This is a genomic window from Mesorhizobium sp. B2-3-10 (assembly GCF_006442275.1).
In the GTDB taxonomy this organism is placed as follows: Bacteria; Pseudomonadota; Alphaproteobacteria; order Rhizobiales; family Rhizobiaceae; genus Mesorhizobium; species Mesorhizobium australicum.
This window is the reverse complement of record NZ_VFVT01000001.1, coordinates 47,407-71,702: the sequence shown is the minus strand read 5'-3', so window position 1 is coordinate 71,702 and position 24,296 is coordinate 47,407. Positions and strand designations below refer to the sequence as shown.

22 protein-coding genes, 1 tRNA gene and 1 pseudogene are annotated in these 24,296 nt (G+C 63.9%); 7 read left to right on the top strand and 17 right to left on the bottom strand.

Annotation, left to right across the window (positions count from 1 at the left end; all coding sequences use genetic code 11):
- The first annotated feature begins 10 nt into the window (after nt 1–10).
- Nucleotides 11–823 carry a tetratricopeptide repeat protein gene (locus FJ943_RS00345; protein WP_224641907.1) on the top strand — a complete coding sequence of 271 codons (813 nt, stop codon included), beginning with the start codon at nt 11–13 and terminating at the stop codon, nt 821–823.
- Between the two features lie 17 nt (nt 824–840).
- Here the strand turns inward: FJ943_RS00345 and FJ943_RS00340 are convergent, their stop codons facing one another.
- The 4 genes from FJ943_RS00340 to FJ943_RS00325 form a co-directional block, all read right to left on the bottom strand.
- Nucleotides 841–1,542 (bottom strand): hypothetical protein, encoded by a 702-nt coding sequence (locus FJ943_RS00340; RefSeq protein ID WP_140719170.1) that lies wholly within the window; start codon nt 1,540–1,542, stop codon nt 841–843.
- 72 nt (nt 1,543–1,614) lie between these two features.
- Nucleotides 1,615–2,274 carry a ribosome biogenesis GTP-binding protein YihA/YsxC gene (gene yihA / locus FJ943_RS00335; protein ID WP_015314400.1) on the bottom strand — a complete coding sequence of 220 codons (660 nt, stop codon included), beginning with the start codon at nt 2,272–2,274 and terminating at the stop codon, nt 1,615–1,617.
- Entirely contained in the window at nt 2,271–2,909 is a 639-nt protein-coding gene (locus FJ943_RS00330; RefSeq protein ID WP_181173996.1) for a CatB-related O-acetyltransferase, read from the bottom strand. Before FJ943_RS00330 ends, yihA begins: the two co-directional genes overlap by 4 nt.
- A gap of 122 nt (nt 2,910–3,031) precedes the next feature.
- Nucleotides 3,032–3,406 (bottom strand): hypothetical protein, encoded by a 375-nt coding sequence (locus tag FJ943_RS00325; RefSeq protein ID WP_224622863.1) that lies wholly within the window; start codon nt 3,404–3,406, stop codon nt 3,032–3,034.
- 116 nt (nt 3,407–3,522) lie between these two features.
- On the opposite strand from FJ943_RS00325, the gene FJ943_RS00320 reads away from it, so the two are divergent.
- From FJ943_RS00320 to FJ943_RS00310, 3 genes are read left to right on the top strand one after another with little or no spacing between them, the layout of a single operon-like run.
- Nucleotides 3,523–3,987 carry a MarR family transcriptional regulator gene (locus FJ943_RS00320; RefSeq protein WP_140660130.1) on the top strand — a complete coding sequence of 155 codons (465 nt, stop codon included), beginning with the start codon at nt 3,523–3,525 and terminating at the stop codon, nt 3,985–3,987.
- Nucleotides 3,980–5,272, top strand: a complete 1,293-nt coding sequence (locus tag FJ943_RS00315) for an HlyD family secretion protein (protein ID WP_140719168.1) — start codon at nt 3,980–3,982, stop codon at nt 5,270–5,272. Before FJ943_RS00320 ends, FJ943_RS00315 begins: the two co-directional genes overlap by 8 nt.
- Nucleotides 5,269–6,816: a DHA2 family efflux MFS transporter permease subunit gene (locus FJ943_RS00310; protein ID WP_140719166.1), complete on the top strand. Its 1,548-nt coding sequence runs from the start codon at nt 5,269–5,271 to the stop codon at nt 6,814–6,816. The genes FJ943_RS00315 and FJ943_RS00310 overlap by 4 nt, the downstream gene beginning before the upstream one ends.
- A 207-nt stretch (nt 6,817–7,023) precedes the next feature.
- On the opposite strand, the gene FJ943_RS00305 is transcribed toward FJ943_RS00310, so the two are convergent.
- The 6 genes from FJ943_RS00305 to rpmH all read right to left on the bottom strand — a co-directional run bounded on the left by FJ943_RS00305 (nt 7,024) and on the right by rpmH (nt 12,854).
- Complete coding sequence (locus tag FJ943_RS00305; RefSeq protein WP_015314394.1) at nt 7,024–7,584, bottom strand: fasciclin domain-containing protein; 561 nt, start codon at nt 7,582–7,584, stop codon at nt 7,024–7,026.
- A gap of 212 nt (nt 7,585–7,796) precedes the next feature.
- Nucleotides 7,797–9,767: a protein-L-isoaspartate(D-aspartate) O-methyltransferase gene (locus tag FJ943_RS00300; protein ID WP_140719164.1), complete on the bottom strand. Its 1,971-nt coding sequence runs from the start codon at nt 9,765–9,767 to the stop codon at nt 7,797–7,799.
- 140 nt (nt 9,768–9,907) lie between these two features.
- Entirely contained in the window at nt 9,908–10,126 is a 219-nt protein-coding gene (locus tag FJ943_RS00295; protein ID WP_015314392.1) for a hypothetical protein, read from the bottom strand.
- 375 nt (nt 10,127–10,501) lie between these two features.
- Entirely contained in the window at nt 10,502–12,337 is a 1,836-nt protein-coding gene (gene yidC, locus FJ943_RS00290) for a membrane protein insertase YidC (protein WP_140719162.1), read from the bottom strand.
- 14 nt (nt 12,338–12,351) lie between these two features.
- Nucleotides 12,352–12,705 (bottom strand): ribonuclease P protein component, encoded by a 354-nt coding sequence (gene rnpA / locus FJ943_RS00285; RefSeq protein ID WP_140660126.1) that lies wholly within the window; start codon nt 12,703–12,705, stop codon nt 12,352–12,354.
- Between the two features lie 14 nt (nt 12,706–12,719).
- Nucleotides 12,720–12,854 (bottom strand): 50S ribosomal protein L34, encoded by a 135-nt coding sequence (gene rpmH / locus FJ943_RS00280; protein WP_008833937.1) that lies wholly within the window; start codon nt 12,852–12,854, stop codon nt 12,720–12,722.
- A 277-nt stretch (nt 12,855–13,131) separates the two neighbouring features.
- Here rpmH and FJ943_RS00275 point away from each other — a divergent pair, with 277 nt between their 5' ends.
- Together FJ943_RS00275 and FJ943_RS00270 are read left to right on the top strand one after the other, a co-directional pair.
- The gene (locus FJ943_RS00275; RefSeq protein ID WP_140660125.1) at nt 13,132–14,619 is read left to right on the top strand and encodes a HAMP domain-containing sensor histidine kinase; all 1,488 of its coding nucleotides are present in this window, start codon (nt 13,132–13,134) and stop codon (nt 14,617–14,619) included.
- Nucleotides 14,620–14,878: 259 nt separating this feature from the next.
- A tRNA-Arg gene (locus FJ943_RS00270) sits at nt 14,879–14,955 on the top strand.
- A 77-nt stretch (nt 14,956–15,032) separates the two neighbouring features.
- Here FJ943_RS00270 and FJ943_RS00265 read toward each other — a convergent pair.
- The 5 genes from FJ943_RS00265 to FJ943_RS00245 all read right to left on the bottom strand — a co-directional run bounded on the left by FJ943_RS00265 (nt 15,033) and on the right by FJ943_RS00245 (nt 20,009).
- Nucleotides 15,033–16,691: an FAD-binding dehydrogenase gene (locus FJ943_RS00265; protein ID WP_140719160.1), complete on the bottom strand. Its 1,659-nt coding sequence runs from the start codon at nt 16,689–16,691 to the stop codon at nt 15,033–15,035.
- A gap of 39 nt (nt 16,692–16,730) precedes the next feature.
- The gene (locus FJ943_RS00260) at nt 16,731–17,717 is read right to left on the bottom strand and encodes a Gfo/Idh/MocA family oxidoreductase (RefSeq protein ID WP_140719158.1); all 987 of its coding nucleotides are present in this window, start codon (nt 17,715–17,717) and stop codon (nt 16,731–16,733) included.
- 124 nt (nt 17,718–17,841) lie between these two features.
- Nucleotides 17,842–18,417: a YceI family protein gene (locus FJ943_RS00255; RefSeq protein WP_140719156.1), complete on the bottom strand. Its 576-nt coding sequence runs from the start codon at nt 18,415–18,417 to the stop codon at nt 17,842–17,844.
- A gap of 69 nt (nt 18,418–18,486) precedes the next feature.
- On the bottom strand, nt 18,487–19,059 hold the full coding sequence (locus FJ943_RS00250) for a cytochrome b (RefSeq protein WP_140615164.1): 573 nt from the start codon (nt 19,057–19,059) through the stop codon (nt 18,487–18,489).
- Between the two features lie 59 nt (nt 19,060–19,118).
- Complete coding sequence (locus tag FJ943_RS00245; RefSeq protein ID WP_140719154.1) at nt 19,119–20,009, bottom strand: LysR family transcriptional regulator; 891 nt, start codon at nt 20,007–20,009, stop codon at nt 19,119–19,121.
- Between the two features lie 96 nt (nt 20,010–20,105).
- On the opposite strand from FJ943_RS00245, the gene FJ943_RS00240 reads away from it, so the two are divergent.
- The gene (locus tag FJ943_RS00240; RefSeq protein WP_140719152.1) at nt 20,106–21,101 is read left to right on the top strand and encodes an aldo/keto reductase; all 996 of its coding nucleotides are present in this window, start codon (nt 20,106–20,108) and stop codon (nt 21,099–21,101) included.
- Between the two features lie 110 nt (nt 21,102–21,211).
- Here FJ943_RS00240 and FJ943_RS00235 read toward each other — a convergent pair.
- Both FJ943_RS00235 and pheT read right to left on the bottom strand, forming a co-directional pair.
- Nucleotides 21,212–21,812 (bottom strand): annotated as a pseudogene (locus FJ943_RS00235) (nucleotidyltransferase family protein).
- A gap of 38 nt (nt 21,813–21,850) precedes the next feature.
- Entirely contained in the window at nt 21,851–24,259 is a 2,409-nt protein-coding gene (gene pheT, locus FJ943_RS00230) for a phenylalanine--tRNA ligase subunit beta (protein ID WP_140719150.1), read from the bottom strand.
- Nucleotides 24,260–24,296 lie beyond the last annotated feature (37 nt).

Genomic DNA, 24,296 nt, shown 5'->3' with positions numbered 1-24,296 from the left:
GCAGATCGGTATGGGCGATCCTAAGCTTCAGGATCAGATGCGGCGCATCGTGACGGACTTCAATGCCGGTCGTCACGAGCAGGCACGGCTGCTTTGCCAGGAGGCTCTTGACCGGACCGCCGACGACCCAGCTCTCAACCACCTTATGGCCGCCGTTCTTTTCGCCAAGGGAGAGATATCGGGAGCCCGCACGCATATTCATGCAAGTCTGGCGATCAGGGCTGACAACGCATCCGCTCAATTGCTCGCCGGCCGTCTGGCGCGGGCGGCACGGGATTTTGACCAGGCGTTGTTCCATCTCTCACGCGCGGCGGCATTGGCGCCTGACGCTGCCGTGCTTGTCGAGCAGGCGCGAACGCTCGACGAGGCGGGCGACCGGAGGCGCGCGCTCGAGGCGTGGCGGCAGGTGACACTTGCCGATCCCCTGTCGGCGGAAGCGGCAGCGCGTCTGGGCCGCATGCTGTTCGAGGACGGAATGCCTGCCGATGCGGCACCTTTGCTGGAGCGGGCCGTAAACGGAGACGCGCCAGCATCGGCATGGTTCGACCTCGCCCTTGTCAGGCAGGATCTGCATGATCATGTGGGGGCAGCGGCCGCCTATCGCAAAGCGCTGGAGATACGTCCCGGCGACGCCGAGGCGGCGGTCAATCTTGGGGTGGCGCTGCAGGAGACGGGCGACATGGACGCCGCGATGGAGGCCTATCGGTCGGCCTACGAGCAGCGCACCACGACTTTCGGCATTATCGCCATGGCCCTGACGTCAGCGCCGCACGGCAAGCTTTGGGTCGACCGCGAAGCGTTGAAGGGCTTGCTTGGCGGCTAGAGAGCTCCAGGAAAGTTCTAGCGGGCGCGTTTTACGCGAAACTGCTTGCGGTAGACGCCGGGCTCGGCAAGAACATCGGCGACGGTCTTTTCGTAGGAAGCCTTGCGCACGGCATCGAAGCTTTCGAAGACGAGTTCGGGCGCGGCGCGTGGCACTGGAAAGCATTGCGCAACCGGCGTGCCCTTCGCCAGTACTCCTGAGAAACCCTGGTCGGTCCAAATTGCCGGGAAATTGATGCCGGCGTCCTGGAAATGATCAGCATCGACAACACCAGTCACCAGTCGGAAAGGAAGATCATCGCGGTTGACCGGATGGGTGGCGAAGAGGGACCAGCCTTCCTCCAGCTCGATCGTCCAGAAACTGTTGAACTTTATGGCCGCAAGCCCATTCGAGAACGGTGCGCCGGCGAGCTGTTCGGCGACATGGAAGCTGAGCGGCGAACGCGGATGACCCTTGGTTGACGGCTCGGCGATGTCCCACCGCCATTCAAAGGCGCCGTTCTCCACAGTCACATCGCATGGCAGCAGGATCATGAAGCCATGTGTCATGGCATCGACGAAGGGCGGGCACTGCTTTACCGTCCGGATTTCTCGCCCATGGATTTCCGAAAAGGCTTTCGGAGGCATCTTGCGGAGCCAGTCAGGCAGCACGCCGCGCGCCGGAACCGGCCGGGGCAGCGTTTCGGCAAGCGCGGGATCACAACGAAAAACGATACGCATCCGAATGCCCTCGAACGACACTGCGATGCTGACGGATTGCCAAGGCCCGGTCAACGGATGCGCGCACGACGATTAGCCGCCATTGGCGGCGAGCACGATCGCGGCCTGCAATTCCTCCAGGCCTTCGCCTTTTTCCGATGACGTCGCCAGCACGAACGGGAACGCGGCGGGACGCTTCTTGATCTTGGCCAGCGTCTCCTCGATCAGCCGCGGCACGCCGGCGGCCTTGATCTTGTCGGTCTTGGTCAGCACGATCTGGTAGGACACCGCCGCCTTGTCGAGCAGCGACAGCACTTCGTCGTCCTTGGCCTTGATGCCGTGGCGGGCATCGATCAGCACATAGACCCGCTTCAGCGTGACCCGACCCTTGAGATAATCGAAGACCAGCTTGGTCCACTCGTCCACCTTCTCCTTGGGCGCGGTGGCATAGCCGTAGCCCGGCATGTCGACCAGCGCCATTGGCGGCAGGTCGGTGCCCTCGCCCGAAAATCCATCCGGCACGAAATAGTTGAGCTCCTGCGTGCGCCCTGGCGTATTGGAGGTGCGCGCCAGGCCCTTCTGGTTGACCAGCGCATTGATCAGCGACGACTTGCCGACATTGGAGCGGCCGGCGAAGGCGATCTCGGGCGGCCCTTCCGGCGGCAGGAACTTCATGGCCGGCACGCCGCGGATGAAGATCCACCCGCGCGTGAACAGGTCGGTGCCGATCGCGGTGCTGTTGGGAACGTTCAAGCTGCTGCCTCCAGAAGAGAAATATCGGCGCCCCTGATGGCGTCGAGGTTGCGGCCGATCTTGTCCACCGGCCAATCCCACCATGCCACCGCCAGCAGCCGCCGGACCGTCCTGTCGTCGAAACGCATCTTGACCACTTTCGCGGCGTTGCCGGCGACGATCGCATAGGGCGGCACATCGTGCGTCACCACCGATTTGGCGGCGACGATGGCGCCATGCCCGATTTCCACGCCGGGCAGGATCACAGCCTCCATGCCGATCCAGACATCGCTGCCGACCATTGTGTCGCCGCGCACTTCCTTCGACCACGTGGCTGGGTCAAAACCGTTTTCCCAGCCATGACCGAAGATGTTGAACGGATAGGTTGAAAAGCCGGACATCGCGTGGTTGGCGCCATTCATGATGAAGCGCGCGCCTTCGGCTATGGCGCAGAACTTGCCGATGATGAGCTTGTCGCCGATGAAGGGATAGTGATGCAGCACGCATTTTTCGGCGAACTTGTCCGGCCCGTCGGGGTCGTCATAATAGGTGAAGTCGCCGATCTCGATATTCGGCACTGTCACCAGAGGCTTCAGGAAGCCGACGCGTGTGTGCATCGGGATCGGGTGCTTGATGCCGGGGTTGGGTCCGTCCATGTCGAAGTCCGTCCAGGAATTGATAGCCACGCCGATCCGCAATCCGCGCGCCTGGTCAAAATAACGTGATCCGCCCTATAGCACCAATCGGCTGACGAGCGAGCCTTCCTTGCTCGCCATGCTCATTTGTCGCCGCGGCAGATCACGATCGGATTGGACAGCGCGCTGTCGAACCCACTGCCCTGATACACCTGCACGTTCGACGCTCCGGGCGGCAGCATGAAGCTGCCTTCGACGACTTTTTGATCGCCCGCCATCGTGTGTAGATCCCAGCTAAACGTGCAGAACTGCGGCGGCGCCTTGGATTCGACGTGGCTGCAATTGAGCTGTGCGCCGCCCAGCATGGCGGCGCCGCCACAACTGACCGCATCCTTGGCAGCCGCGGCGCCGGGGCACCCAATGAGAGCCGTGACGGCCGCGATCCCAATCCAATTCATCGCCAAATCCTTGCCGGCAAATCCACATCGCCAGGCGGCCTTTGCGGTGCCGTGGACCATGCGTTTTTTCCTGCCCGAGGCTTAATCGGTCTTGCGCGGCGCGTCCAGCGGGATTATGTGCATGATGATAATAAGCATGCTCACGAAAAATTGTCCATCGATCCCGATCTCCTGCCATGCCCTCTTCCCCCAATATCAGCTTCGTGCTGCACGACGTTGCGCGCCTGCTTCGCAAGCGGTTCGAGCAGCGGTCGCGCGCTTCGGGACTGACCCGCGCCCAGTGGCAGGTGCTGGCGTACCTTTCGCTGCATGAAGGCATCCACCAGAACAAGCTCGCCGACCTTATCGAGATCGTGCCGATCACGCTCGCCCGGCTGCTCGACAAGATGGAGGCCCGCGGCTTCATCGAGCGCCGGCCCGATCCCGCCGACCGCAGGGCCTGGCTGCTTTACTTGAAGCCGCAGGCCCGTCCGCTGCTCGAGATCATGCGCGGCAACGGCCAGAAAACTCGAGACGAGGCCTTCGCCGGCCTTTCGCCTGAGACACAGCAGCGTCTGCTGCAAACCCTAAGCTTGATCAAATCCAATCTGCTCGCGGCTTGCACCCAGCCGGCCGTCGACCGGGAGAAAATACATGGCTGAATCAACATATCCCAAAAAGCCCGCTGGAGACGAGACGCCATCGGGTCGAAGCGACCAGATCATCCAGCTCGACAATGAGCGGGAGCAGCGGCGGGCCAACGTCGTCATCGACAATGACGAGCTGGAAACGCCGGCCGCCCTGGAGCCTGCGGCACTCGAGGCTCCGGCCAAGGAGCCGCAGCCACGGCAGGCCCCCGCCGCCGTCGCCCCTCCTGTTCCGGCCAAACCGAAGCGCAGCCTGACACGGCCGGTCCTTTTTGCCCTGCTTCCGGTCGCGCTCGTCGTCGGTGGCTATTACTACGTCACCGGCGGCCAGATCATGACGACCGACAATGCCTATATCCAGGCCCAGTCGCTCGGCGTTTCCACCGACGTCTCCGGCACGGTGCAGGAGATCGACGTGCATGAGAACCAGGCCGTGAAGAAGGGCGACGTGCTGTTTCGCCTGCGTCCGGCCTCCTTCGAGACCGCTCTCGCCGCCGCCCAGGCCCAGCTCGGCACCGTGCGCAACCAGGTGCTGACCCTGGAGGCGAGCTACCAGCAGTCGCTGTCGCAGATCGAGCAGGCGCAAGCCGACATCCCCTATTATGAGGCCGCCTTCCAGCGGCAGCAGGATCTGCTCAAGACCTCCACCGCCTCGAAGGCGTCTTTCGACAGCGCCCAGCACGACCTCGTCGCCGCGCGCCAGAAAGTGTCCGTCGCCAAGGCGCAGGCGCAGGCCACGCTGGCCCAGCTCGGGGGCGACGCCAACCAGCCGGTGGAGAAGAACCCCTTCTACCTGCAGGCCAAGTCGGGCGTCGACGATGCGCAGCGCAACCTCGGCGATTCCGTGGTCAAGGCGCCGTTCGACGGCATCGTCACCAATGTCGACGCGCTGCAGGTCGGCAAGTACCTGCCGGCTTCGCAGCCGGCGTTCAGCCTGGTCTCGTCGACCGACCTGTGGATCGCGGCCGAGCCGAAGGAAACCGAGCTGACCTATGTCAGGCCGGGACAGACGGCGACGATCAGCGTCGACACCTATCCGGGCGCCGTGTGGCACGGCACCGTTGCCTCGATCAGCCCCGCCTCCTCGTCGAGCTTCTCGCTGCTGCCGGCGCAGAACACCACCGGCAACTGGGTCAAGGTCGTGCAGCGCATCCCGATGCGCGTGACGATCGATGGTATCGACGGCAAGCCGCCGCTGCGCGGCGGCATGAGCGCGGTGGTCGACGTCGAGACGGGCCATGCACGCGGCCTGCCCGACTTCGTCACCAATCTCGTCGGCCTGTTCGGACAAAAGTCATGACCAGCGCGTCCGCGACAGCTGCCACGCCGGTGGTCGCCAATCGCGGCGCCATCACTGCCTGCGTGATCCTGGCCGTCATCATGCAGGCGCTGGACACCACCATCGCCAATGTCGCGCTGCCTTACATCCAGGGCAGCGTCTCGGCCAGCGCCGACCAGATCAACTGGGTTTTGACCTCCTACATCGTGGCGGCGGCGGTGATGACGCCGCCTTCGGGCTACCTCGCCAACCGCTTCGGCCGCAAGCGCATCCTCCTGACCTCGATCACCGGCTTCGTCGTTGCCTCGGTGCTGTGCGGCTTCGCACAATCGCTGCCGCAAATCGTCGGCTTTCGCCTGCTGCAGGGCCTGTTCGGCGCGGCCCTGGTGCCGCTCTCGCAGAGCATCCTGCTCGATATCTACAGTGTGGAAGAGCGCGGCTCCGCCATGGCGCTGTTCGGCATTTCGGTGATGGTCGGGCCGGTGCTGGGCCCTGTCATCGGCGGCTGGCTGACCGAAAATGTCAGCTGGCGCTGGGTGTTCTACATCAACGTGCCGATCGGCGCCTTGGCCTTCGCCGGCGTGTCGCTGTACGTCCTGGAAACCAAGCTGGACTTCAAGGCGAGGCTGGATTGGCTGGGTTTCGGCATGCTCAGCATCACCATCGCCGCCTTGCAGATGTTTCTCGATCGCGGCGAGCAGCTCAACTGGTTCTCGTCATCCGAGATCATCGTCGAGGCGGTGATCTGCGCATCGGCCTTCTACATCTTCCTCGTCCACACCTTCACCGGCCGCAACACCTTCGTCAATCCGAGGCTGTTCCTGGACCGGAATTTCGCCGTCGGTATGATCTTCATCTTCATCATCGGCATCACCTACTTGGCCTCGCTGGCGCTGATGACGCCCTATCTGCAGACGCTGATGGGCTACCCCGTGGTGACGGCCGGCATCGTCATGGGGCCGCGCGGGCTTGGCACGATGGCCTGCATGTTCCTGGTCGGCCGGCTGATCGGCAAGGTCGACACGCGCTGGCTGCTGCTCATCGGCCTGCTGATCACCGCCTGGGCGATGTACGACATGACCGGCTGGACGCCCGACGTTTCGCAATGGACCATCATCTCCACCGGGTTCATCCAGGGGGCGGGGCTCGGCTTCCTGTTCGTGCCGCTGACCACCATAACCTTCGCCACGCTGGCGCCGGAGCGGCGCGCGGAAGGCACCGGCCTCTACAATCTGTCGCGCAACATCGGCTCCAGCGTCGGCATATCGGTGGTCACCGCGCTCCTGACGCAGAATGTGCAGATCAACCACGCCAGCATCGCCACCTATGTGACGCCCTTCAACCAGGCGTTCAACGATCCGGCGATCTTCCAGGCGATGAACCCCTACACCGCCGCCGGTCGCGCCGCGCTCGACGGCGTGGTGACGCTGCAGGCGACCGTTATCAGCTACATGAACGACTTCAAGCTGATGATGCTCCTGTCGCTGGCCGCCATCCCGCTGATGCTCCTGCTGCGCAAACCGGGAACGCCGGCCAAGATCGACCACAGCGCTGTCATGGAATGAGGCGGTGGAAGCGGTCGGAAGTTGAGCGCCGCTGACGCCCATTCGCCCTCACAGGACGCAAAAAGAAACCGGGGTCCTGTGAGGGACGACAGGACCCCGGCCTCGCCGATACGGCTTCCCAAGAAACATGGCACCTCGTCACGGGGCGGGGATGGCGGACCGAGAAAGCCCCAACGGCCTGCCAACGCCCCCTTTCGCCGGAAGCCGTTACTTCGGCAACAGCACCTTGTTGACGACGTGAATGACGCCGTTCGACTGGTTGACGTCTGCGATCGTCACCTTCGCCTCGCCGCCGGACTCGTCCATGATGTAGAGCTTGCCTTTCTTGATCTCGGCGGTGAGCGTGTCGCCCGAGACGGTCTTCATCTCGTATTTACCGCCCATCGCCTTGGCCTTCTTCATCATCTCGGCGCCTGAAATCTTGCCAGCCACGACATGTGCGGTCAGCACCTTGGTGAGCTTGTCCTTGTTCTCGGGCTTGAGCAGCGTATCGACGGTGCCGTCCGGCAGTGCCGCGAAAGCCTCGTTGGTCGGGGCAAACACGGTGAACGGACCCGCGCTTTGCAACGTGTCGACCAGGCCGGCGGCCTTGACGGCGGCGACCAGCGTCGTGTGATCCTTCGACTTGACCGCGTTCTGCACGATGTTCTTGGTGGCGTACATCGGCGCGCCGCCGACATTCGGGTTCTTGGCGTGGGCTGGGGCGGCAATCGCCATGCCGGCGACAAGGGCTGATACGGCGATGGTCCTGAATGTGGGCAAGCGCATGTGGTCTTCCTCCGGGTGAGGGCTGATCGGAATTGATAGCCTTTGGAAACGCACAGGCAGTCACGCCGCGCGAGTGCTCGCAGTTTCGCCGATCACGGGAACGTGAACGGAGCCCTGCTCAAAGAAATACCTGGACGAACCGGGCTTTTTCGACGGGCCGCGCGATTGCGGACAGGCCGACCCGTCAGGCGCTGGAAGTGAGTCCCGGACATTCAGATACCGAAGGGAAATGTATCCGGTACCTTGCCGATGCTGCCGGCCGGCTTGCTGAGCGGCGTGACCGCGGACGTTCGATCGAACCAGACGAAGGCGTCGAACTGGCGGGAGACGGACGAGTCCATGTAATGGCTGAGCCGTTCAGTCTCCGGCCTGTAGATGACGCCGATATAGCGTTCCGGCCTCGGCGCCGCCAGGTCGGCGCCGAGCTCGCCATGGCGCTCAAAATCCAGCAGGAACGACGGTTTGCCGCTCTCGTGACACAGCCGCTCGAAGCTGCCCGGCAGCGACGGATTTACGTCCTTTACCTCCATCTCACGGTCCCAATCCGAGGCACAGGCGACGGTACCGGTATCCGTCCCGAAGCCGATCAGCGCCGTCTGGGCACCGAAGCGCTCCCGGCAGAGCTGGCCGATGTTCAACTCGTCACGGACAGTGCCCATGTCGGTATGCCGCGCGTCCCCGATATGCGAGTTATGCGCCCACACCACGGCCTTCGACTTCGGCCCATGCGCTTCGAGAAGTTGATCGAGCGTTTCGAACATGTGCCGATCGCGGAGGTTCCAGGTCTCGGCGCCACCATAATACATCACGCGGTAGTAGCGCTCGGCCGATGCGACCAGACGTGCACTCTGCTTGGCGTCGAGGAGATCGCCGTCGCCCTCCATCATGGATCGCTCGAACAGATCCATGCACTGTCGCACAACGGCCTCTTCGCAGGTTCTGTAGCCCGGCCGCAGCGCCGCGCGTCCGTAGGTGCTGGGCTCGTTCTGCCAGGGCATCAGACACCCATAGCGCTCGCGTGCGACGGCGGCCGCTTCGGGATCGACCTTGTCCAGATAGGCAAGCACCGTGGCGATCGAGCCGCTCATATTGTAGAGATCGAGCCCATAGAAGCCTGCTTTCCGCGCATGACCGGGCACATCCCGGTTGTATTCACGCAGCCAGCCGATGAATTCGGACACCTCGGCGTTGCGCCACATCCAGGTCGGGAAGCGCTGGAAGAGCGGCTGCGCATCCGACCGCCGCTCCCCTCCGCGAACATACCGGTTGATCTGCGCCGCATCCGGCCAATCCGCCTCGACGGCCACGATGGTGAAGCCGTGTCGCTGGAGTAGGCGTCGGGTGACAGCCGCACGGGCACGATAAAACTCCGAAGTGCCGTGGCTCGCCTCCCCGAGCAGAACGACGCGCCGGCTGCCGAACCGATCGAACATTGCGCCGAAGGCCGGATCGTCGATCTGCGGCAAATCTTCGGCCGCCCGCCCAATTTGCTGCGGCAATGGAGGAGCGCGCGCCTCGCGCACCGATGCGTTTTCGTCGTGCCAGCCATGCTCGCCGATCAGCGGCACGAACATGACACCACCGAGGTCCTCCTCCTCGAACTTGTTTGCAGCGATCCGCGTGACGCGAACGAGCCGCTGGGAGTAGAGGTCTTCACCGACCGGGATGATCAGCCTGCCGCCGATCTCCAACTGCTCCTGCAAGCCGAGGGGGATGGACGTTCCGGCGGCCGCGACGACGATGGCGTCAAAGGGTGCCTTTTCCTGCCAGCCTTTTGTGCCGTCGCCGATCCTGACCTCGATATTTCGGTAACCGGCGGCATTGAGCCGCCGCTCCGCCTGCTGCGCGAGCGATCGATGCCGCTCTATGGTGAAGACGTGTTCAGCAAGTTCGGCCAGCACGGCCGCCGCGTAGCCCGAGCCGGTGCCGATTTCCAGCACGCGATCGGTCGCCTCGATCTCGGCGATCTCCGCCATTTTCGCCACGATGAAGGGTTGCGAGATCGTCTGTCCGCTGCCGATCGGCAGCGGGCTGTCCTCATAGGCGAATTCCTCGAAACCCTCGTCGACGAATTGCTCTCGCGCAACCCGGCGTACCGCATTCAGAACCCGCCTGTCATGCACTCCACGGCGCGCGATGTGCGCCTCCACCATCCGATGCCTGGCGTGCTCGAAATCCAGCATGAGAGCCTCCAATCAGGCGATTGATCGGATCGACGTGATGTCATCTTGAGAGCGAAGTCGTTTTCGGTGCCATTCGCTCTCCCGGCTCCCGGGCTCGGACCATCCGGTCTTCCTCGGCAGCCCACGCCGATCGCGCAGGCTTATTGGTTGGTTCGCCCGGTCTGTCGGGGATTGACGCCGCCTTGCGGCGTGGTGTCGTTATCGACATCTCCCTTGAAAGTGTTCTCGCCGTCCAGTTCCTCGTCCTCGTCGAGAAGATTGCCTCCCTTGATCGTGCCCCTGGAGGCGCCGATTCCGGGATTCTGCTTCAAATCCTTGTTGGTGGGCTTGGCCGTCTTTGGGTGAATGTTGCTGCTCATCGGAATGCCTCTCTGCAAGTAGCATGTGATGAGGTCGATCTACTGCACTGCCTTGAATTTGGATGGGCGCGCCGACCTGATCCTTTCCACGCGGGAGCTTAGGAAGCCTTTTGCGCGAACTCTTGAACGCAGGATAAGTTCCATGCGGAACAATCCGGCAGCGGCGAGGGCCGGCTGATTTGCCGGCAATGACGGAGACCAGGAATTGCCGACTCGGTGCCTGTTTTATCGCGTGCCGGACCACCGCATCGCTGAAACTAAAAGGCTGGGCCCTGTAGAACACAGGACCCAGCCGTCAAATCTGTTTGCTTGCCGAGACCGTCCAACTTTATGGCTCAGTCGCTGGGGCGGGCTCTCTTGCCAAAGAGGCGCCGGCTATTCCGCCGGTGACGGTTTCTTGCGGAACAGCGCCACCAGATTGTCCCACAGCTCGATCTTGGCGCCCTGGCGCTTCATGATCACGCCCTGCTGCAGGATCGACAGCGTGTTGTTCCAGGCCCAGTAGATGACGAGACCGGCCGGGAAGCCCGCCATCATGAAGGTGAAGATGACCGGCATCCAGGTGAAGATCGCAGCCTGCGTCGGGTCCGGCGGCGTCGGGTTCATGCGCATCTGCAGGAACATGGTGACGCCCATGATCAGCGGCCACACACCGATCATCAGCATATGCGGCAGCGTGACCGGAACCAGCCCGAACAAATTGAAGATCGAGGTCGGATCGGGCGCGGCCAGATCCTGGATCCAGCCGAAGAACGGCGCGTGCCGCATCTCGATGGTGATGTAGAGCACCTTGTACAGGGAGAAGAAGACCGGGATCTGCAGCGCCACCGGCCAGCACCCGGCGAGCGGATTGATCTTCTCGGTCTTGTACAGCTCCATCATCGCCTGCTGCTGCTTCATCTTGTCGTCCGCGTATTTCTCGCGGATCTCGAGCATCTTGGGCTGCACCTTCTTCATGTTCGCCATCGACGCATAGGACTTGTTGGCGAGCGGGAAGAAAATGGCCTTCACGATGACGGTGGTGGCCAGGATCGCCAGGCCGAAATTGCCGAGGAACTTGTAGAGCGTGTCGATCAGCCAGAACATCGGCTTGGTGATGAAGTGGAACCAGCCCCAGTCGATCAAAAGGTCGAACCGCTTGATATGGCGGTCTTCGGCATAGGCGTTGATCTTGCCGACTTCCTTGGCGCCGGCGAAGATTTCGGTCTCGACGGTCGCCGACTGGCCGGCCTCGATATTGATCGGGTCGGTCAGGAAGTCGGACTGGTAACGGTGGCGGCCATCCTCGAAATAGGCATAGCGCGGCTGGAACGGCTGCTTTTCGGTCGGCACCAACGTGACGGCCCAATATTTGTCGGTGATGCCGAGCCAGCCGTCGGTCGACTTGCCGGGCTGGTACTGCTTGTCCTTCTCGACCGACGCGTATTTGTGCTCCTGCAGGCCTTCCGTGCCGGTGAAGCCGATGAGGCCTTCATGCAGCACATAGGTGCTGGCGACGGCCGGCTTGTCGTAGCGCGTGACGCGGCCATAGTTGAACAGCGAAACCGCGCTCGAGCCGGAATTCTGCACCGTGTCCGACACCGTGAACATGTAGTTTGCGTCGACGGAGAAGGTGCGCTTGAAGGTCAGGCCCTTGTCATTGGTGTAGGTGAGCGTCACCGGCGTCGACGGGGTCAGCGTCGGATTGCCGTCCACGCTCCACACCGTTTCGGCACCCGGCACCGCGCCGGTCTTGTCGTTGCCGACAAAGCCGATCTCGGCGAAATAGCCGGTGGGCAGCGCCTGCGGGTTGAGCAGCTCGATCTCGGGCGAATTCTTGTCGACGGTCTCGGTGTAGTGCTTGAGCTTGAGGTCGTCGAGCCGCGCGCCGGTCAGATTGATCGAGCCCTCGAGGCTCGGCGTGTCGATCTTGACGCGCTTGGATGCCGCCAGCGCCTGATCGCGGCCGGCCACGGTAACCACGTCACCGCCCGGAGCGTTGGGAATGGCGCCCGGGGCGGTCGCGCCTGGGGTGGTCGTGCCTGGGGCCGGTGTCGATGCGCCCGGATTGGCCGCATCGGCCGCCTTCTTCTGTTCCTCGACGCGCTGCTGCTCGATCTTGGCGGCCTCGCGCTGCGCCTCGCTGCGCGGCAGCACGTAGAAGTACTGCCATACCGCCAGGATCAGCACCGACAGGGCGATGGTGATGAAGAAGTTCCGGTTGTTTTCCATCGAGAGCCCTTGGCCTATCGTGTTCCGCGAAGTCGGCGGGAGAGTTCGGCCTTCAACTGGCCGAAAGGGGCGCGCAGCGCATCATCGCGCCCGACGATGACATAATCATTGCCGGGCACCATGTCATCTGCGGCATGGACGCGGACAGCTTCTTTCAGCCGCCGCCTGACGCGGTTGCGCACAACGGCATTGCCGACCTTCTTGGTGACGGTGTAGCCGACGCGCGGCCCCCCGCCATCGCCGCGGTCTAGGACCTCGACGAGGAAAAACCGTCCGCGTCGCTTTTCACCACGACGGACGGCCAGGAATTCCGCGCGTTTCAGAAGCCGCTCGGGATTTTGCCCCACTGGCTTGCCGGTTGCGGGCAACGATCTCGTCTCGCTTAGGCGCTGAGCCGCTTGCGGCCGCGGTTGCGGCGAGCTGCGACGACGCCACGGCCACCCTTGGTGGCCATGCGGGCACGGAAGCCGTGCCGGCGTTTGCGGACGAGTTTGGACGGTTGGTAGGTACGCTTCATTTGTTTTAATACCGCGGGGTGCGGCCCTTCTTGATTCTGTCACTTTGTAACAGGAGCTTTGCCGGGCCGGTTTTGGCGCGATCGAAACCGCGCCGGGACGAATGGCCCGAGCGTGAGCGGGCTTATAGAAAGAAGGGTTTTGGAAGTCAATCCGGCGTCGGCGCCCTAAAGACGCACCTGTTTTGGAGCATCTATTTTTCCGACCAAGGGAGAAATTGGCAAAAAAGCCGTAATCGCCTAATCTTGGCTGATCAAGTGATTGTGAAGATCGAGTCGCATGAACGAAGCCAGCCAAGCAGGGGAAGGGACCGGACCGGCGTCAGCCGCTGTCCGCACGGTACCGCTGTCGCGTGGTCTGTCGACGAAGCTGCTGCTGCTCACCATCGTTTTCGTGCTTTTGGCCGAAGTGCTCATCTTCCTGCCCTGGATCGCCAGTTACCGGCTGAGCTGGCTCAAGGAGAGGCTGAGCACGGCCGCGGCCGTGTCGATCGTGCTGGTGCAGGGCGAGTCGACCTCGCTGTCGCGTACGGCCCAGAATGACGTGCTGATGGCGATCGGCGCCAAGGCGATCGCGGTGCGCGACGGCGGCGTGTCGCGGCTTCTGGTGGTGGCCGACATGCCGCCGCAGGTCGACGAACACATCGATCTCGCCAGCGTCGGCATGATCAAGGGCATGACCGGCGCGCTGGATACGCTGTTTTTCGGCGGCGACAGGATGCTGCGCGTCTTCGGACCGGTCGGCGACAGCGACAAGGAGTTCGAGCTGATCATGCCGGACTACTCGCTCCGCAAGGCCATGCTCATCTATTCGCGCAACGTCGCTTTCGTGTCGCTACTGATCTCGCTGTTCACGGCCATGCTGGTCTATGCCGCGATCGACCTGATCATGATCGGGCCGATCCGTACCATGACGCGCTCGATGCTCTCCTTCTCGGAAGCTCCCGACGACCCTGGACGGATCATCCGCCCCGCTGCTCGTTCCGACGAGATCGGAGTGGCCGAGCGCGAACTGTCGCAGATGCAGGAGCGGCTGCAAAAGATGCTGGCCGAGCAGAAGCATCTGGCCGACCTCGGTCTCGCCGTGTCGAAGATCAACCACGACATGCGCAACATCCTGGCCTCCGCCCAGCTGATGTCGGACCGCCTTCGCCTGGTCAAGGATCCGACCGTGCAGGCCTTTGCGCCGAAGCTTCTGCGCGCGCTCGACCGCGCCGTCTCCTATTCGGAGGGCGTGCTTCATTACGGCCGCACGCAGGAGCCGCCGCCGTCGCGCCGCAGGGTGAGGCTGCGCCAACTGGTCGAGGACGTGCACGGCCTGCTCGACATCGAGCAGGGCATCGAGTTCATCAACGCGGTCGAGATGGCTTTCGAGGTGGATGCCGATTCCGACCAGCTCTTCCGGGTGCTCACCAATCTTTGCCGCAACTCGGTGCAGGCGATGGCGGCCGATACCGAAAGCGCCGTGGTGCGGCGGCTGGCGGTTTCGGCCGAGCGCATGGGCAGCGTCAGCCGCATCGCCGTCACCGACACCGGCCCCGGCCTGCCGCCGAAGGCGCGCGAAAACCTGTTCGCGGCTTTCCGCGGCTCGGCGCGCAGCGGCGGCACCGGGCTTGGCCTGGCGATCGCGCATGAACTGATCAGGGCGCATGGCGGCACGGTGGAATTGGTCGAATCGATCGGCGGGCGCACCACATTCGCCGTCACCATCCCCGACCAGCCGGTGCGGCTCGACCAGGCCCGTGGCAGCCTGCGCCGCCCGGCCTGACGGCTTCCGTACCGTTGCCCCAAGATTACCACCTTGCGGACCCGTCGCTCTCTCCAACAGTTCCCGATCGCCAGGATCAGGCCGGTCACAGCGGCTCGAAGTGCCGGGATGGGCGTCGGCATCGCCGCATGACAGGCTTGCGACAAAACTTTTGCCGGATCGGCTTGCTTTTCGCAAATTCAGTCGTTAGGGAACTGCACACATTCGCGGCCGGTCTTTCGGACCGGATCGCGGGGCCGTCGAAAACATGGCCTGATGCGCGCCCGTAGCTCAGCTGGATAGAGCACCAGACTACGAATCTGGGGGTCAGGAGTTCGAATCTCTTCGGGCGCGCCAAATCTCCTAAGCCGCGGTTTATTGGGTGCACGGTCGATGGCAGCGGCTCAGCCAAATGCCGGCAGCACGCCGCTGTCTCACCCCACTGAGCGTGCCGCCGCCCGGCCGGCGCTGCGGCCCGAGAAGATACAGCCGCCCAGGAATGTGCCTTCGAGCGCCGCGTAGCCATGCACGCCGCCGCCGCCGAAGCCCGCCACTTCACCGACCGCATATAGGCCCGGCACCGGCTGGCCGCCGGCATCGAGCACGCGGCTGTCGAGATCGGTCTGCAGGCCGCCCAGCGTCTTGCGGGTCAGGATGTTGAGGCGCACCGCGATCAGCGGTCCGTTCGCCGGGTCGAGCATCTTGTGTGGCTTTGCCGTGCGGATCAGGCGGTCGCCGAGATAGGCGCGCGCGCCGCGCAGCGCGGTGATCTGCATGTCCTTGGAGAAAGGATTGTCGAGTTGCATGTCGCGGGCGCGGATCTCGCGTTCGACCCTTGCGACGTCAAGCAGCGGTTCGCCGCCGGCCAGCGCGTTCATGCGCGCGACCAGTTTCGAAAGATTGGCCTCGACGATGAAGTCCTCGCCCTTTTCCATGAACGCCTTGACCGGGCCGGGGATGTCGCTCGTGGCGCGACCGAGCACCTGGCGCCAGCTTTTTCCCGTCAGGTCGGGGTTCTGCTCCGAGCCCGACAGCGCGAATTCCTTCTGGATGATCTTTTTCGTCAGGATGAACCAGGAATAGTCGAAGCCGGTGCTCATGATGTGGCTAAGCGTGCCCAGCGTGTCGAAGCCGGGATAGAGTGGCACCGGCAGGCGTTTTCCCCGGGCATCGAGCCACAGCGAGGATGGGCCGGGCAGGATGCGGATCGCATGGTCTGTCCAGATCGGCGCCCAGTTCTTGATGCCCTCGACATAGTGCCACATGCGGTCGCGGTTGATGACCCTGCCGCCGGCCTGTTCCGATATGGCCAGCATGCGGCCGTCGACGTGGTCCGGCACGCCGGTGATCATGCGCTGCGGCGCGTTGCCCAGCCGCGTGGGCCAGTTTTCCCGCACCAGCCGATGGTTGGCGCCAATGCCGCCGGAGGCGACGATCACCGCCTGCGCTTGCAATGCGAAATCGCCTGATACCTCGCGCGGGCTCTTGTGGCCGCGCTCGACAGGACTCGGTTGCAGGATGTCGCCCTGTACGCCGGTCACGGCTGCACCCGTCCGCGTCAGGGCATTGACCCGGTGACGAAACCTGAAGTCGATCAATCCCCGCTTTTGCGCCTCGCGCACGCGCAGCACGAAAGGCTCGAGCACGCCGGGACCGGTGCCCCAGGTGATGTGGAAGCGCGGTACCGAATTGCCATGGCCGATGGCGTTGCCGCCGCCGCGCTCGGCCCAGCCGACGACAGGAAAGAATTTCAGGCCGCGCTCGATCAGCCAGGAGCGCTTCTCGCCGGCGGCGAAGCCGACATAGGCCTCGGCCCATTTGCGTGGCCAGTGGTCTTCCGGCCGGTCGAAGGCGGCGGTGCCCATCCAGTCCTCGAGCGCCAGGTCATGGGAGTCGCGGATGCGCATGCGCCGCTGCTCCTGTGAATCGACGAGGAAAAGCCCGCCGAACGACCAGAACGCCTGGCCGCCCAGCGATTGCTCCGGCTCCTGGTCGACGATGATGATTTTCTTGCCCGCTTCCGCAAGCTCGGCGGCGGCAACCAGTCCGGCAAGGCCGGCGCCGACAATGATCACATCCGCGTCGTCAGCCATTTTTCCTCCCCAGGATTAGCCGGCTATGTAATATGGGTTTCAGACGGTCTCCCAGCCGCCTGTGTCGCCGGCGCGGAAGATGGCGTCGATGACTTTCTGGTTGAGCACGGATTCTTCCAGCGTGAAGACGCGCTCCTTGCCGCCAAGAGCTGCCCGCGCGAAGGTCTCGACCTCGAGCCTGTATTGCTGCGTGCCGGGGAAGCGGAACACCTGCGCCTCGGTGTGGTTCTGGTTGTGCAGTTCGACGCGGTGATGGTCGTAGAGCCCGGCATTGAAGGGCGAGAACAGTTCGATGAAACCCTTCTCGCCGTGGAACACCATCACCTGCCGCGCCGCCATCTGCGTCGACAGGTAGAAGGACAGTTCGAAATCGCCGAAATCGGCGCGGATCGACGAATAGATGTCGGTGCCGAATGTCTTGTCGCGCTCGATCGTCGCCTGTACGCGCAGCGGCTCCTTGCCCGTCGAGAAGCGTGTCGACACGGTCGGGTAGACGCCGATGTCGGGCAGCGCGCCGCCGCCGAGATCGAGCTTGTTGCGCATGTTGTTGGGGTCGACATTGTAGTAGGAAAACGCGCCCTGCACATGGCGCAGCCGGCCGATGGCGCCGCCGGCGATGAGATCACGCACCTTGATCCACTGCGGATGGTAGATGACCATGAAGGCTTCGCAGACCAGCACTTTTTTCTGGTCGCGCAGCTTGATCAGGGGTGCGATGTCCTTGGCATCGAGTGCCAGCGGCTTTTCGACCAGCACATGCTTGCCCGCTTCGATGGCTTTTGCAGTCCATTCGACATGCTGCGAGGTCGGCAACGGGATGTAGACGCCATCGACCTCGTTGGAAGCGAGCAACTCCTCATAGGAGCCGAAGGCATGGCGCGCGCCAAAGCGGTCGCCCAATGCCTTGGCCTTCGACAGGTCGCGGCTGGCGATCGCCGACAGGACGCCGTTCTCCGCTTCGACGATTGCCGGCAACAGCTGCTCGCGGCCGATCTTGGCCGTCGACAACACACCCCATCGGAACATCACGCTTCTCCATATCGATTGCAGGCAAGGAGGTTTGCCTGAAATCGCTGGAAAAGCCAATGCAGGTCGCTCGGTTCCTCGGCCCGTGAAAGCGGGCAAGGAACCCAGGTACCTCAGCCGCGCGCTAGCCCCTTTTCCCGGTCAGCGTCATGTCGAAATCGACGACGTTGGAATAGAGCGGCGTGCCGACATCCATGCCGTAGCGCGAGCGCAGCACCTTGCCGGTGACATGGAATTTGATCGTGCCGCCCTTCAACCCGTCGAGCTCGGCGGTGAATTTTTCCGGAAACGTCTTGCCGCGCGCCGTCAGCCTGCCGGTGACAAGGGCCGACGTGTCGCCGGTGCGGGTCACGCTGGTCGAGCGGAACTGGATTTCGGGACTGTTGGCCGCGTCGAACACCGCGTCGGAGCGCAGGAACGCATCGATGCGGCCTTGGCCGGTGCCGACGCTTTCGGGATAGATGGTGAGGTCGACCTTCGAGCGGCCGACATCATTGTTGTCGATGCGGATCATGCCCTTGAAACGGGCAAAGGCGCCGTCGAACCCGCCGCCGCCGGCCTTGCCGATGGTGAAGCGGATCGCGGAGCCAGTTTGGCTGATCGTATAGCTGCCGGCGGCATCGCCGAGCACGACCGCCGCATAAACAGGCATGGCAAGGCAGGCGGCGATAGCCGCCAATCCGAGGATTCGCGCACGCATTGGGTTGTTCCTTGTTAGGAGGAAGCGCTCTCTGGCGTCCTCACCCCACAAACGAGACCAAGGCGCCTTCTATTCCCCGGCTGACGAAGGCGTGATCATACGCGCGAGCACCCCGTCGCGAAGCAGGAAACGGTGGCGCAGGGCAGCCGCGACATGCAGGGCGACAAGCGCCGCGCCGGCATAGGCGAGATACCAGTGTGCCGACGTCCAAAAGCTTTCGGCGGCATCGGATTCGGCGAGCGGCAGGTTCGGCATGACGAACAGGTTGAACGGCATGCTGGGAATCTCCAGCGTCGAGACCGACACCAGCGCCCAGCCTGACAGGGGCAGGGCGATCTGGAAGGCATAGAGCGCCAGATGCGCCAGCGGCGCCGAGCGGCGCTCCAGGGCGCCGACAGAAGGCGGCAAGGGCGGTGCCGCATTGCCGAGCCGCCAGGCGATACGCAGGATGATGAGCCCCAGCAGCAGGAAGCCCAGGGATTTGTGCAGCTGGATCAATTCGAAGGCCGTGCGTTGGCTCGGGGTCCTGACCATGACGAAGCCGAGCATGAACTGGCCGATGAAGATAATCCCGATCAGCCAGTGGAGGACGATGGTTGCCCATCCATAGCGGGTCGCGGTGTTGGTGATTGAAGCCTGCATGCGAGGCGAACGTTGGCGCGGCCAGCTTTCTTCCCCTTGCCGACGAGGAGGAGAGTTGCCTACCCACCCACCTTGAAGAAATCGACGAAAGCCCTCAGCGCCGGCCGCATCTGGCGGCGGCTCGGGTAATAGACGAAGAATCCCTGGAAGGGTGGGCACCAGTCCTCCAGCACGCGGATCAGCCGTCCATCGGCGAGCGGCGCGCGGACATAATCCTCGAAAACGAAGGCGAGCCCGGCGCCGTCGACCGCGGCCTGGGCGATCAGATGGTCCTCGTCGAGGATCAGCGGCCCTTGCACAGCCATTTCGACCTCCTCGCCGTCCTTTTCGAATTCCCAGCGGTAGAGGATGCCGCTGGAGAAGCGGAAGCGGATGCAGCGATGCTCGGCAAGATCGCGCGGGTGGCGGGGCCGGGGCCTGCTCTCGAAATAGGATGGCGCGCCCACCACCGCGCCACGAATGTCCGGCCCGATGCGCACCGCGATCATGTCGCGCTGCAGGCTCTCGCCGAGCCTGACACCAGCATCGAAACCGCCTGCCACCACGTCGGTGAAGCGATCCTCGATGATGATCTCCAGCACGATGTCGGGATAGGCCGATGCAAAGGCGCTGAGCCGTGGCGTCAGCACCAGATGCGCTGACGTGCGCGGCACGCTGAGCCGCAAGTTCCCGGCGGGCCGGTCGCGCGCCTCGACGGCCGTCTCCAGCGCCAGGTCGATCTCGGAAAGCGCCGGCCGCAATCGCTCCAGCAATTGTGCGCCTTCCTCGGTCGGAGCGACACTGCGTGTGCTGCGCGCCAAAAGGCGCACGCCAAGCCGTGCCTCCAGGCTGGAGACCGCGTGGCTCACCGCGGAGGGAGCTATCGCCAGTTCCCTGGCCGCGCCGCGAAAACTGCCGCATTGGGCAACGGTTGCCAGTACCGCGAGCTGTGAGAGATGTGCTCGGTTCATTGATCTATTTCATGGAACGACCCGTACGAAGAAGAGCCGATTATCGAACGTTCTGCAAGGCGTTATTTCCTAGGCATCACAACAAGGAGATGCGTGATGAAAACCCGCAAGCTAGGAACTGAGCTCGAAGTCTTCCCGGTCGGCCTCGGTTGCATGGGCATGAGCTTTGCCTATGGCGGCCAGCCGGAAGCCGAGGCGATCGCCACCTTGCACCGCGCCGTCGAGATCGGGGTCAACTTCTTCGACACGGCCGAGGTCTACGGCCCCTACGAGAACGAGATCCTGCTGGGCAAGGCGCTGAAATCGGTTCGCGATAAGGTGACGATCGCGACCAAATTCGGCTTCAAGATCCTGGAGGAAGGCACCGGCATGGATCGCATGGCCGGTGTCGACAGCCGTCCCGAGCACGTCAAGGCCGTCGCCGAGGCGTCACTGAAGCGGCTCGGCACCGATGTCATCGACCTCTACTACCAGCACCGCGTCGACCCGGACGTGCCGATCGAGGATACGGTCGGCGCCATGGCCGAGCTGGTGCGCGAGGGCAAGGTGCGGGCGCTTGGCCTGTCGGAGGCAAGTGCCGCCACCATCCGCCGGGCACACGCAGTGCACCCGATATCAGCAGTGCAGAGCGAATACTCGCTGTGGAGCCGCGACCCGGAAGACGAGACATTCGCCGTCTGCCGCGAGTTGGGCATTGGCTTCGTGCCCTACAGCCCGCTCGGCCGCGGCCTGCTCACCGGCACCATCGCGAGGCCGGAGACCCTGAGCGACGACGATTGGCGCCGCACCTTGCCGCGCTTCCAGGCCGACGCCATGGAAGCCAATGGCAAGGTGATCGCCACGCTGGAAAGGATGGCGATGGAGAAGGGCGTCACCTCGGCGCAGCTGGCGCTGGCCTGGGTGCTGCACCAGGGCGACTTCATCGTGCCGATCCCGGGTGCGCGAAAAATCCGCCATTTGGAGCAGAATACGGCGGCGGCTGACATCGTGCTCAGCGCGGCAGAGGTCGCGGCGATCGGCGATGCGCTGTCGCCCGACAAGGTTATGGGCAAGCGCTATACGGAGGAGTTGCTCGCGCTGGTGAATGGGTGAAGGTGGAAAAGGGCGCGCCCTTTTATGCAGCGAATTAAAGGGCGTTGGCGCGAGGCACCCCCCTCTGTGACAGAGGGGGGTGCCTCGCGCCAACCTGAAACTCTTTTAGCTCACCACGGCACCACCGTAATCTCCGGCCAATACGCCCGCGCTCGCGCCCTTCTCCTCATGCGTCTTCCGGTTATCCATCAGCCGGCTGGGCGTAATTCGAAACGAAAAAAGGTCGTCGAGCCCGAACGGCGCCACGAGGTCCAGCTGCCCGTCCCCGTCGAACCGCACCCCCACCGCATGCGTCTTCGAGGCAAAATAGCTGACGGATTGGCTGGCACTCGTATAGCGCGGGCACGGCTGCCCGAACTTTTGCGGATACCACAGATGCACGCGCGCCTGGTTGCGCACTTCCACCGGCAGCGGCAGTCCTTCGAAATGCCTGGCGGCCCGTTGGATCACCGCGTCTTCGGCCTCGTAGGACAGGTCGGAACCGTCGAAATAAAACAGGTCGACATCCCTGATGCCGTAGCCCGATGGCTTGCCGGTCAGGTGGTTCCAGACGCTATTGTAAAGCGCGCCGGAAACCACCAGCCAATCCGGCAGCGCAAGCGCGCGCACCCTCGCCAGCATTTCGGCAAGCAGCGGGTCAGCCGCGACGATGTCGAGAAAAGCCGTACGCTGTTTCTCGAAGGAGAGCCCAGAATAGCGCAGATGGTCCATCGCCCTTTGGAAAGCGATTCGCCATCCGCCCGCAAGTCTCAGCCGCGCAGCACGCCGCCCGTCTGCTTGCCGACATTCTCGACGATGCGCTTGGCCAGCGTCTCGAAATCCTCGTCTGTCAACGTCTTCTCGACCGGCTGGATCGACACTTCGATGGCGATCGACTTCTTGCCTTCGCCCAGCGACGCACCTTCGAACACGTCGAAGACCGAGACAGCCGTGATCAGCTTCTTGTCGGCGGCAAGCGCGGCACGTACCAGCGTGCCGGCCTCGACTCCCTTGTCGACGACGAAGGCGAAGTCGCGCTTCACCGCCTGGAAAGCGGACAGGTCCAGCCTGGGCTTGGTCTTGGTCGGCTTGGCCTTCGGCTCGGGCACGGCATCGACGAACACCTCGAAGCCGCAGAGCGGCCCCGAGACATCGAGCCCTTCCAGCGTCTTCGGATGGAACTCGCCGAACGTGCCGAGCACGGTCTTCGGGCCAAGCTTGATCGTTCCGGAACGGCCGGGATGGTACCAGGCGGGTCCGCCGGCCTCGATCTGCAGCCGGTCGACCGGTGCGCCACAGGCTTCGAGTGCGGCGATCGCATCCGCCTTGGCGTCGAACACGCCGACCGGGCCCGAATTGCCGGCCCAGTTGCGGCCGGAGCCGTCGAGCTTTGCCGTGCCGCGGCGCACGCCGGCGGCGACGCGCCGCTGCTGGTCGGCGCCGTCGCCCTCATAGGTGCCCGAGACCTCGAACAGCGCCACGTCGCCGATGCCCTTGTCAGCGTTGCGCTGCGCGGCCGAAATCAGCCCCGGCAGCAGCGAGGGCCGCATGTCGGACATGTCGGCGGCGATTGGGTTGGCAAGCTTCAGCGCCGTCTGGCCGCCGCCGAACAGTTCGGCGTGTTTGGCCGGGATGAACGACCAGGTAACGGCCTCCATCATGCCGCGCACCGCAAGCGAACGCTTGGCGGCACGGGTGCGGATCTGCAGCGTCGTCAGGATCTTGCCGTTGACCACGTCATGCGCGCCGAGCGGCTGCGGCGCGATGTTGTCGACGCCATGGATGCGCATGACCTCCTCGACCAGATCGGCCTTGCCGTCGACATCGGGCCGCCAGGACGGCACGGTCACGTCGACGACGTCGCCCGATCCCTGCGCGTGGAAGCCGAGACGCGACAAGATGTCGAGGCTCTCCGACCTTGGCACCTCGATACCGGTCAGCCGTTTCACTTCCGATAGCGGGAGCGACACGATCTTCGGCTGATGCCCGGCATAGCCGGCCACCTCGGCCTCGGTCGGCGTGCCGCCGCAGAAATCGATCACCAGCTTGGTCGCCAGTTCGATGCCCGGCACCATGAATTCAGGGTCGACACCGCGCTCGAAGCGATAGCGTGCGTCGGTGATGATGCCGAGCGTGCGGCCGGTGCGGGCCGTGGTGATTGGGTCCCAAAGAGCGGATTCGATCAGTACGTCCGTCGTGTTCTCGTCACAGCCGGAGTGTTCGCCACCCATGATGCCGGCAATGGACTCGACGCCATTGTCGTCCGCGATCACGCACATCTCCGGCGTCAGCGTGTATTCGCGCCCGTCGAGCGCCTGCACCTTTTCGCCATTCTTGGCGCGGCGCACCACGAGGTTGCCGGCGACCTTGGCGGCATCGAAGACATGCAGCGGCCGTCCGCGGTCGAAGGTGACGTAATTGGTGATGTCGACCAGCGCGCTGATCGGCCTCAGCCCAATGGCGATCAGCCGCTGCTGCAGCCATTTCGGCGAGGGTCCGTTCTTGACATCCTTGACCAGCCTGAGGGCGAAGCCGGGGCAAAGCTCCGGCGCTTCGATCGTCACCTTCACCGGGCACATGCCGTTGCCGACATGCGGCATGATCGCCCCGCCGACGAGGCGGCCAAGCCCGCTCGCCGCCAGATCCCGGGCGATGCCGTAGACGCTGGTGGCGTCGGGCCGGTTCGGCGTCAGATTGATCTCGATGACCGGATCGTCGAGATGCGCATAGGACGCAAAGCTGGTGCCGACCGGCGCATCCTCGGGCAGGTCGATGATGCCATTGTGCTCGTCGGACAGTTCCAGCTCGCGCTCGGAACACATCATGCCATGGCTTTCGACGCCACGGATCTTGCCGACCGTCAGCGTCACGTCGATGCCGGGCACATAGGTGCCGGGCGCGGCGAAGGCGCCGATCAGGCCGGCGCGGGCATTCGGCGCGCCGCAGACGACCTGCACCGGCGGCTTGCCGTCGCCGGTATCGACGGTCAGCACCCGCAGCCGGTCGGCGTCGGGATGCTGCACCGCCGTCAGCACCTTGGCGATGACGAAGGGTTTCAGCCCCGCCTTGTCGTCGACATGCTCGACCTCGAGGCCGATCGAGGTCAGCCGCTCGACGATTTCGGCCAGCGTGGCGTCGGTTTCAAGGTGATCCTTGAGCCAGGAGAGGGTGAATTTCATTGGGCTGTTCCGTGGTAGCTGGCAGCAGGAGTCTTCA

Bases quoted from the DNA above. Each gene is read 5' to 3' on its own strand.
- FJ943_RS00300 (WP_140719164.1), bottom strand. From the start codon at position 9,767: ATGCTGGATTTCGAGCACGCCAGGCATCGGATGGTGGAGGCGCACATC.
- FJ943_RS00320 (WP_140660130.1), top strand. From the start codon at position 3,523: ATGCCCTCTTCCCCCAATATCAGCTTCGTGCTGCACGACGTTGCGCGC.
- pheT (WP_140719150.1), bottom strand. From the start codon at position 24,259: ATGAAATTCACCCTCTCCTGGCTCAAGGATCACCTTGAAACCGACGCC.
- yidC (WP_140719162.1), bottom strand. From the start codon at position 12,337: ATGGAAAACAACCGGAACTTCTTCATCACCATCGCCCTGTCGGTGCTG.
- FJ943_RS00310 (WP_140719166.1), top strand. From the start codon at position 5,269: ATGACCAGCGCGTCCGCGACAGCTGCCACGCCGGTGGTCGCCAATCGC.
- FJ943_RS00330 (WP_181173996.1), bottom strand. From the start codon at position 2,909: ATGGACGGACCCAACCCCGGCATCAAGCACCCGATCCCGATGCACACA.
- FJ943_RS00295 (WP_015314392.1), bottom strand. From the start codon at position 10,126: ATGAGCAGCAACATTCACCCAAAGACGGCCAAGCCCACCAACAAGGAT.
- rpmH (WP_008833937.1), bottom strand. From the start codon at position 12,854: ATGAAGCGTACCTACCAACCGTCCAAACTCGTCCGCAAACGCCGGCAC.
- FJ943_RS00255 (WP_140719156.1), bottom strand. From the start codon at position 18,417: ATGCGTGCGCGAATCCTCGGATTGGCGGCTATCGCCGCCTGCCTTGCC.
- FJ943_RS00325 (WP_224622863.1), bottom strand. From the start codon at position 3,406: ATGGTCCACGGCACCGCAAAGGCCGCCTGGCGATGTGGATTTGCCGGC.
- FJ943_RS00345 (WP_224641907.1), top strand. From the start codon at position 11: ATGGGCGATCCTAAGCTTCAGGATCAGATGCGGCGCATCGTGACGGAC.
- FJ943_RS00315 (WP_140719168.1), top strand. From the start codon at position 3,980: ATGGCTGAATCAACATATCCCAAAAAGCCCGCTGGAGACGAGACGCCA.
- FJ943_RS00245 (WP_140719154.1), bottom strand. From the start codon at position 20,009: ATGAACCGAGCACATCTCTCACAGCTCGCGGTACTGGCAACCGTTGCC.
- FJ943_RS00250 (WP_140615164.1), bottom strand. From the start codon at position 19,059: ATGCAGGCTTCAATCACCAACACCGCGACCCGCTATGGATGGGCAACC.
- FJ943_RS00240 (WP_140719152.1), top strand. From the start codon at position 20,106: ATGAAAACCCGCAAGCTAGGAACTGAGCTCGAAGTCTTCCCGGTCGGC.
- FJ943_RS00340 (WP_140719170.1), bottom strand. From the start codon at position 1,542: ATGCGTATCGTTTTTCGTTGTGATCCCGCGCTTGCCGAAACGCTGCCC.
- FJ943_RS00260 (WP_140719158.1), bottom strand. From the start codon at position 17,717: ATGTTCCGATGGGGTGTGTTGTCGACGGCCAAGATCGGCCGCGAGCAG.
- FJ943_RS00275 (WP_140660125.1), top strand. From the start codon at position 13,132: ATGAACGAAGCCAGCCAAGCAGGGGAAGGGACCGGACCGGCGTCAGCC.
- FJ943_RS00265 (WP_140719160.1), bottom strand. From the start codon at position 16,691: ATGGCTGACGACGCGGATGTGATCATTGTCGGCGCCGGCCTTGCCGGA.
- FJ943_RS00305 (WP_015314394.1), bottom strand. From the start codon at position 7,584: ATGCGCTTGCCCACATTCAGGACCATCGCCGTATCAGCCCTTGTCGCC.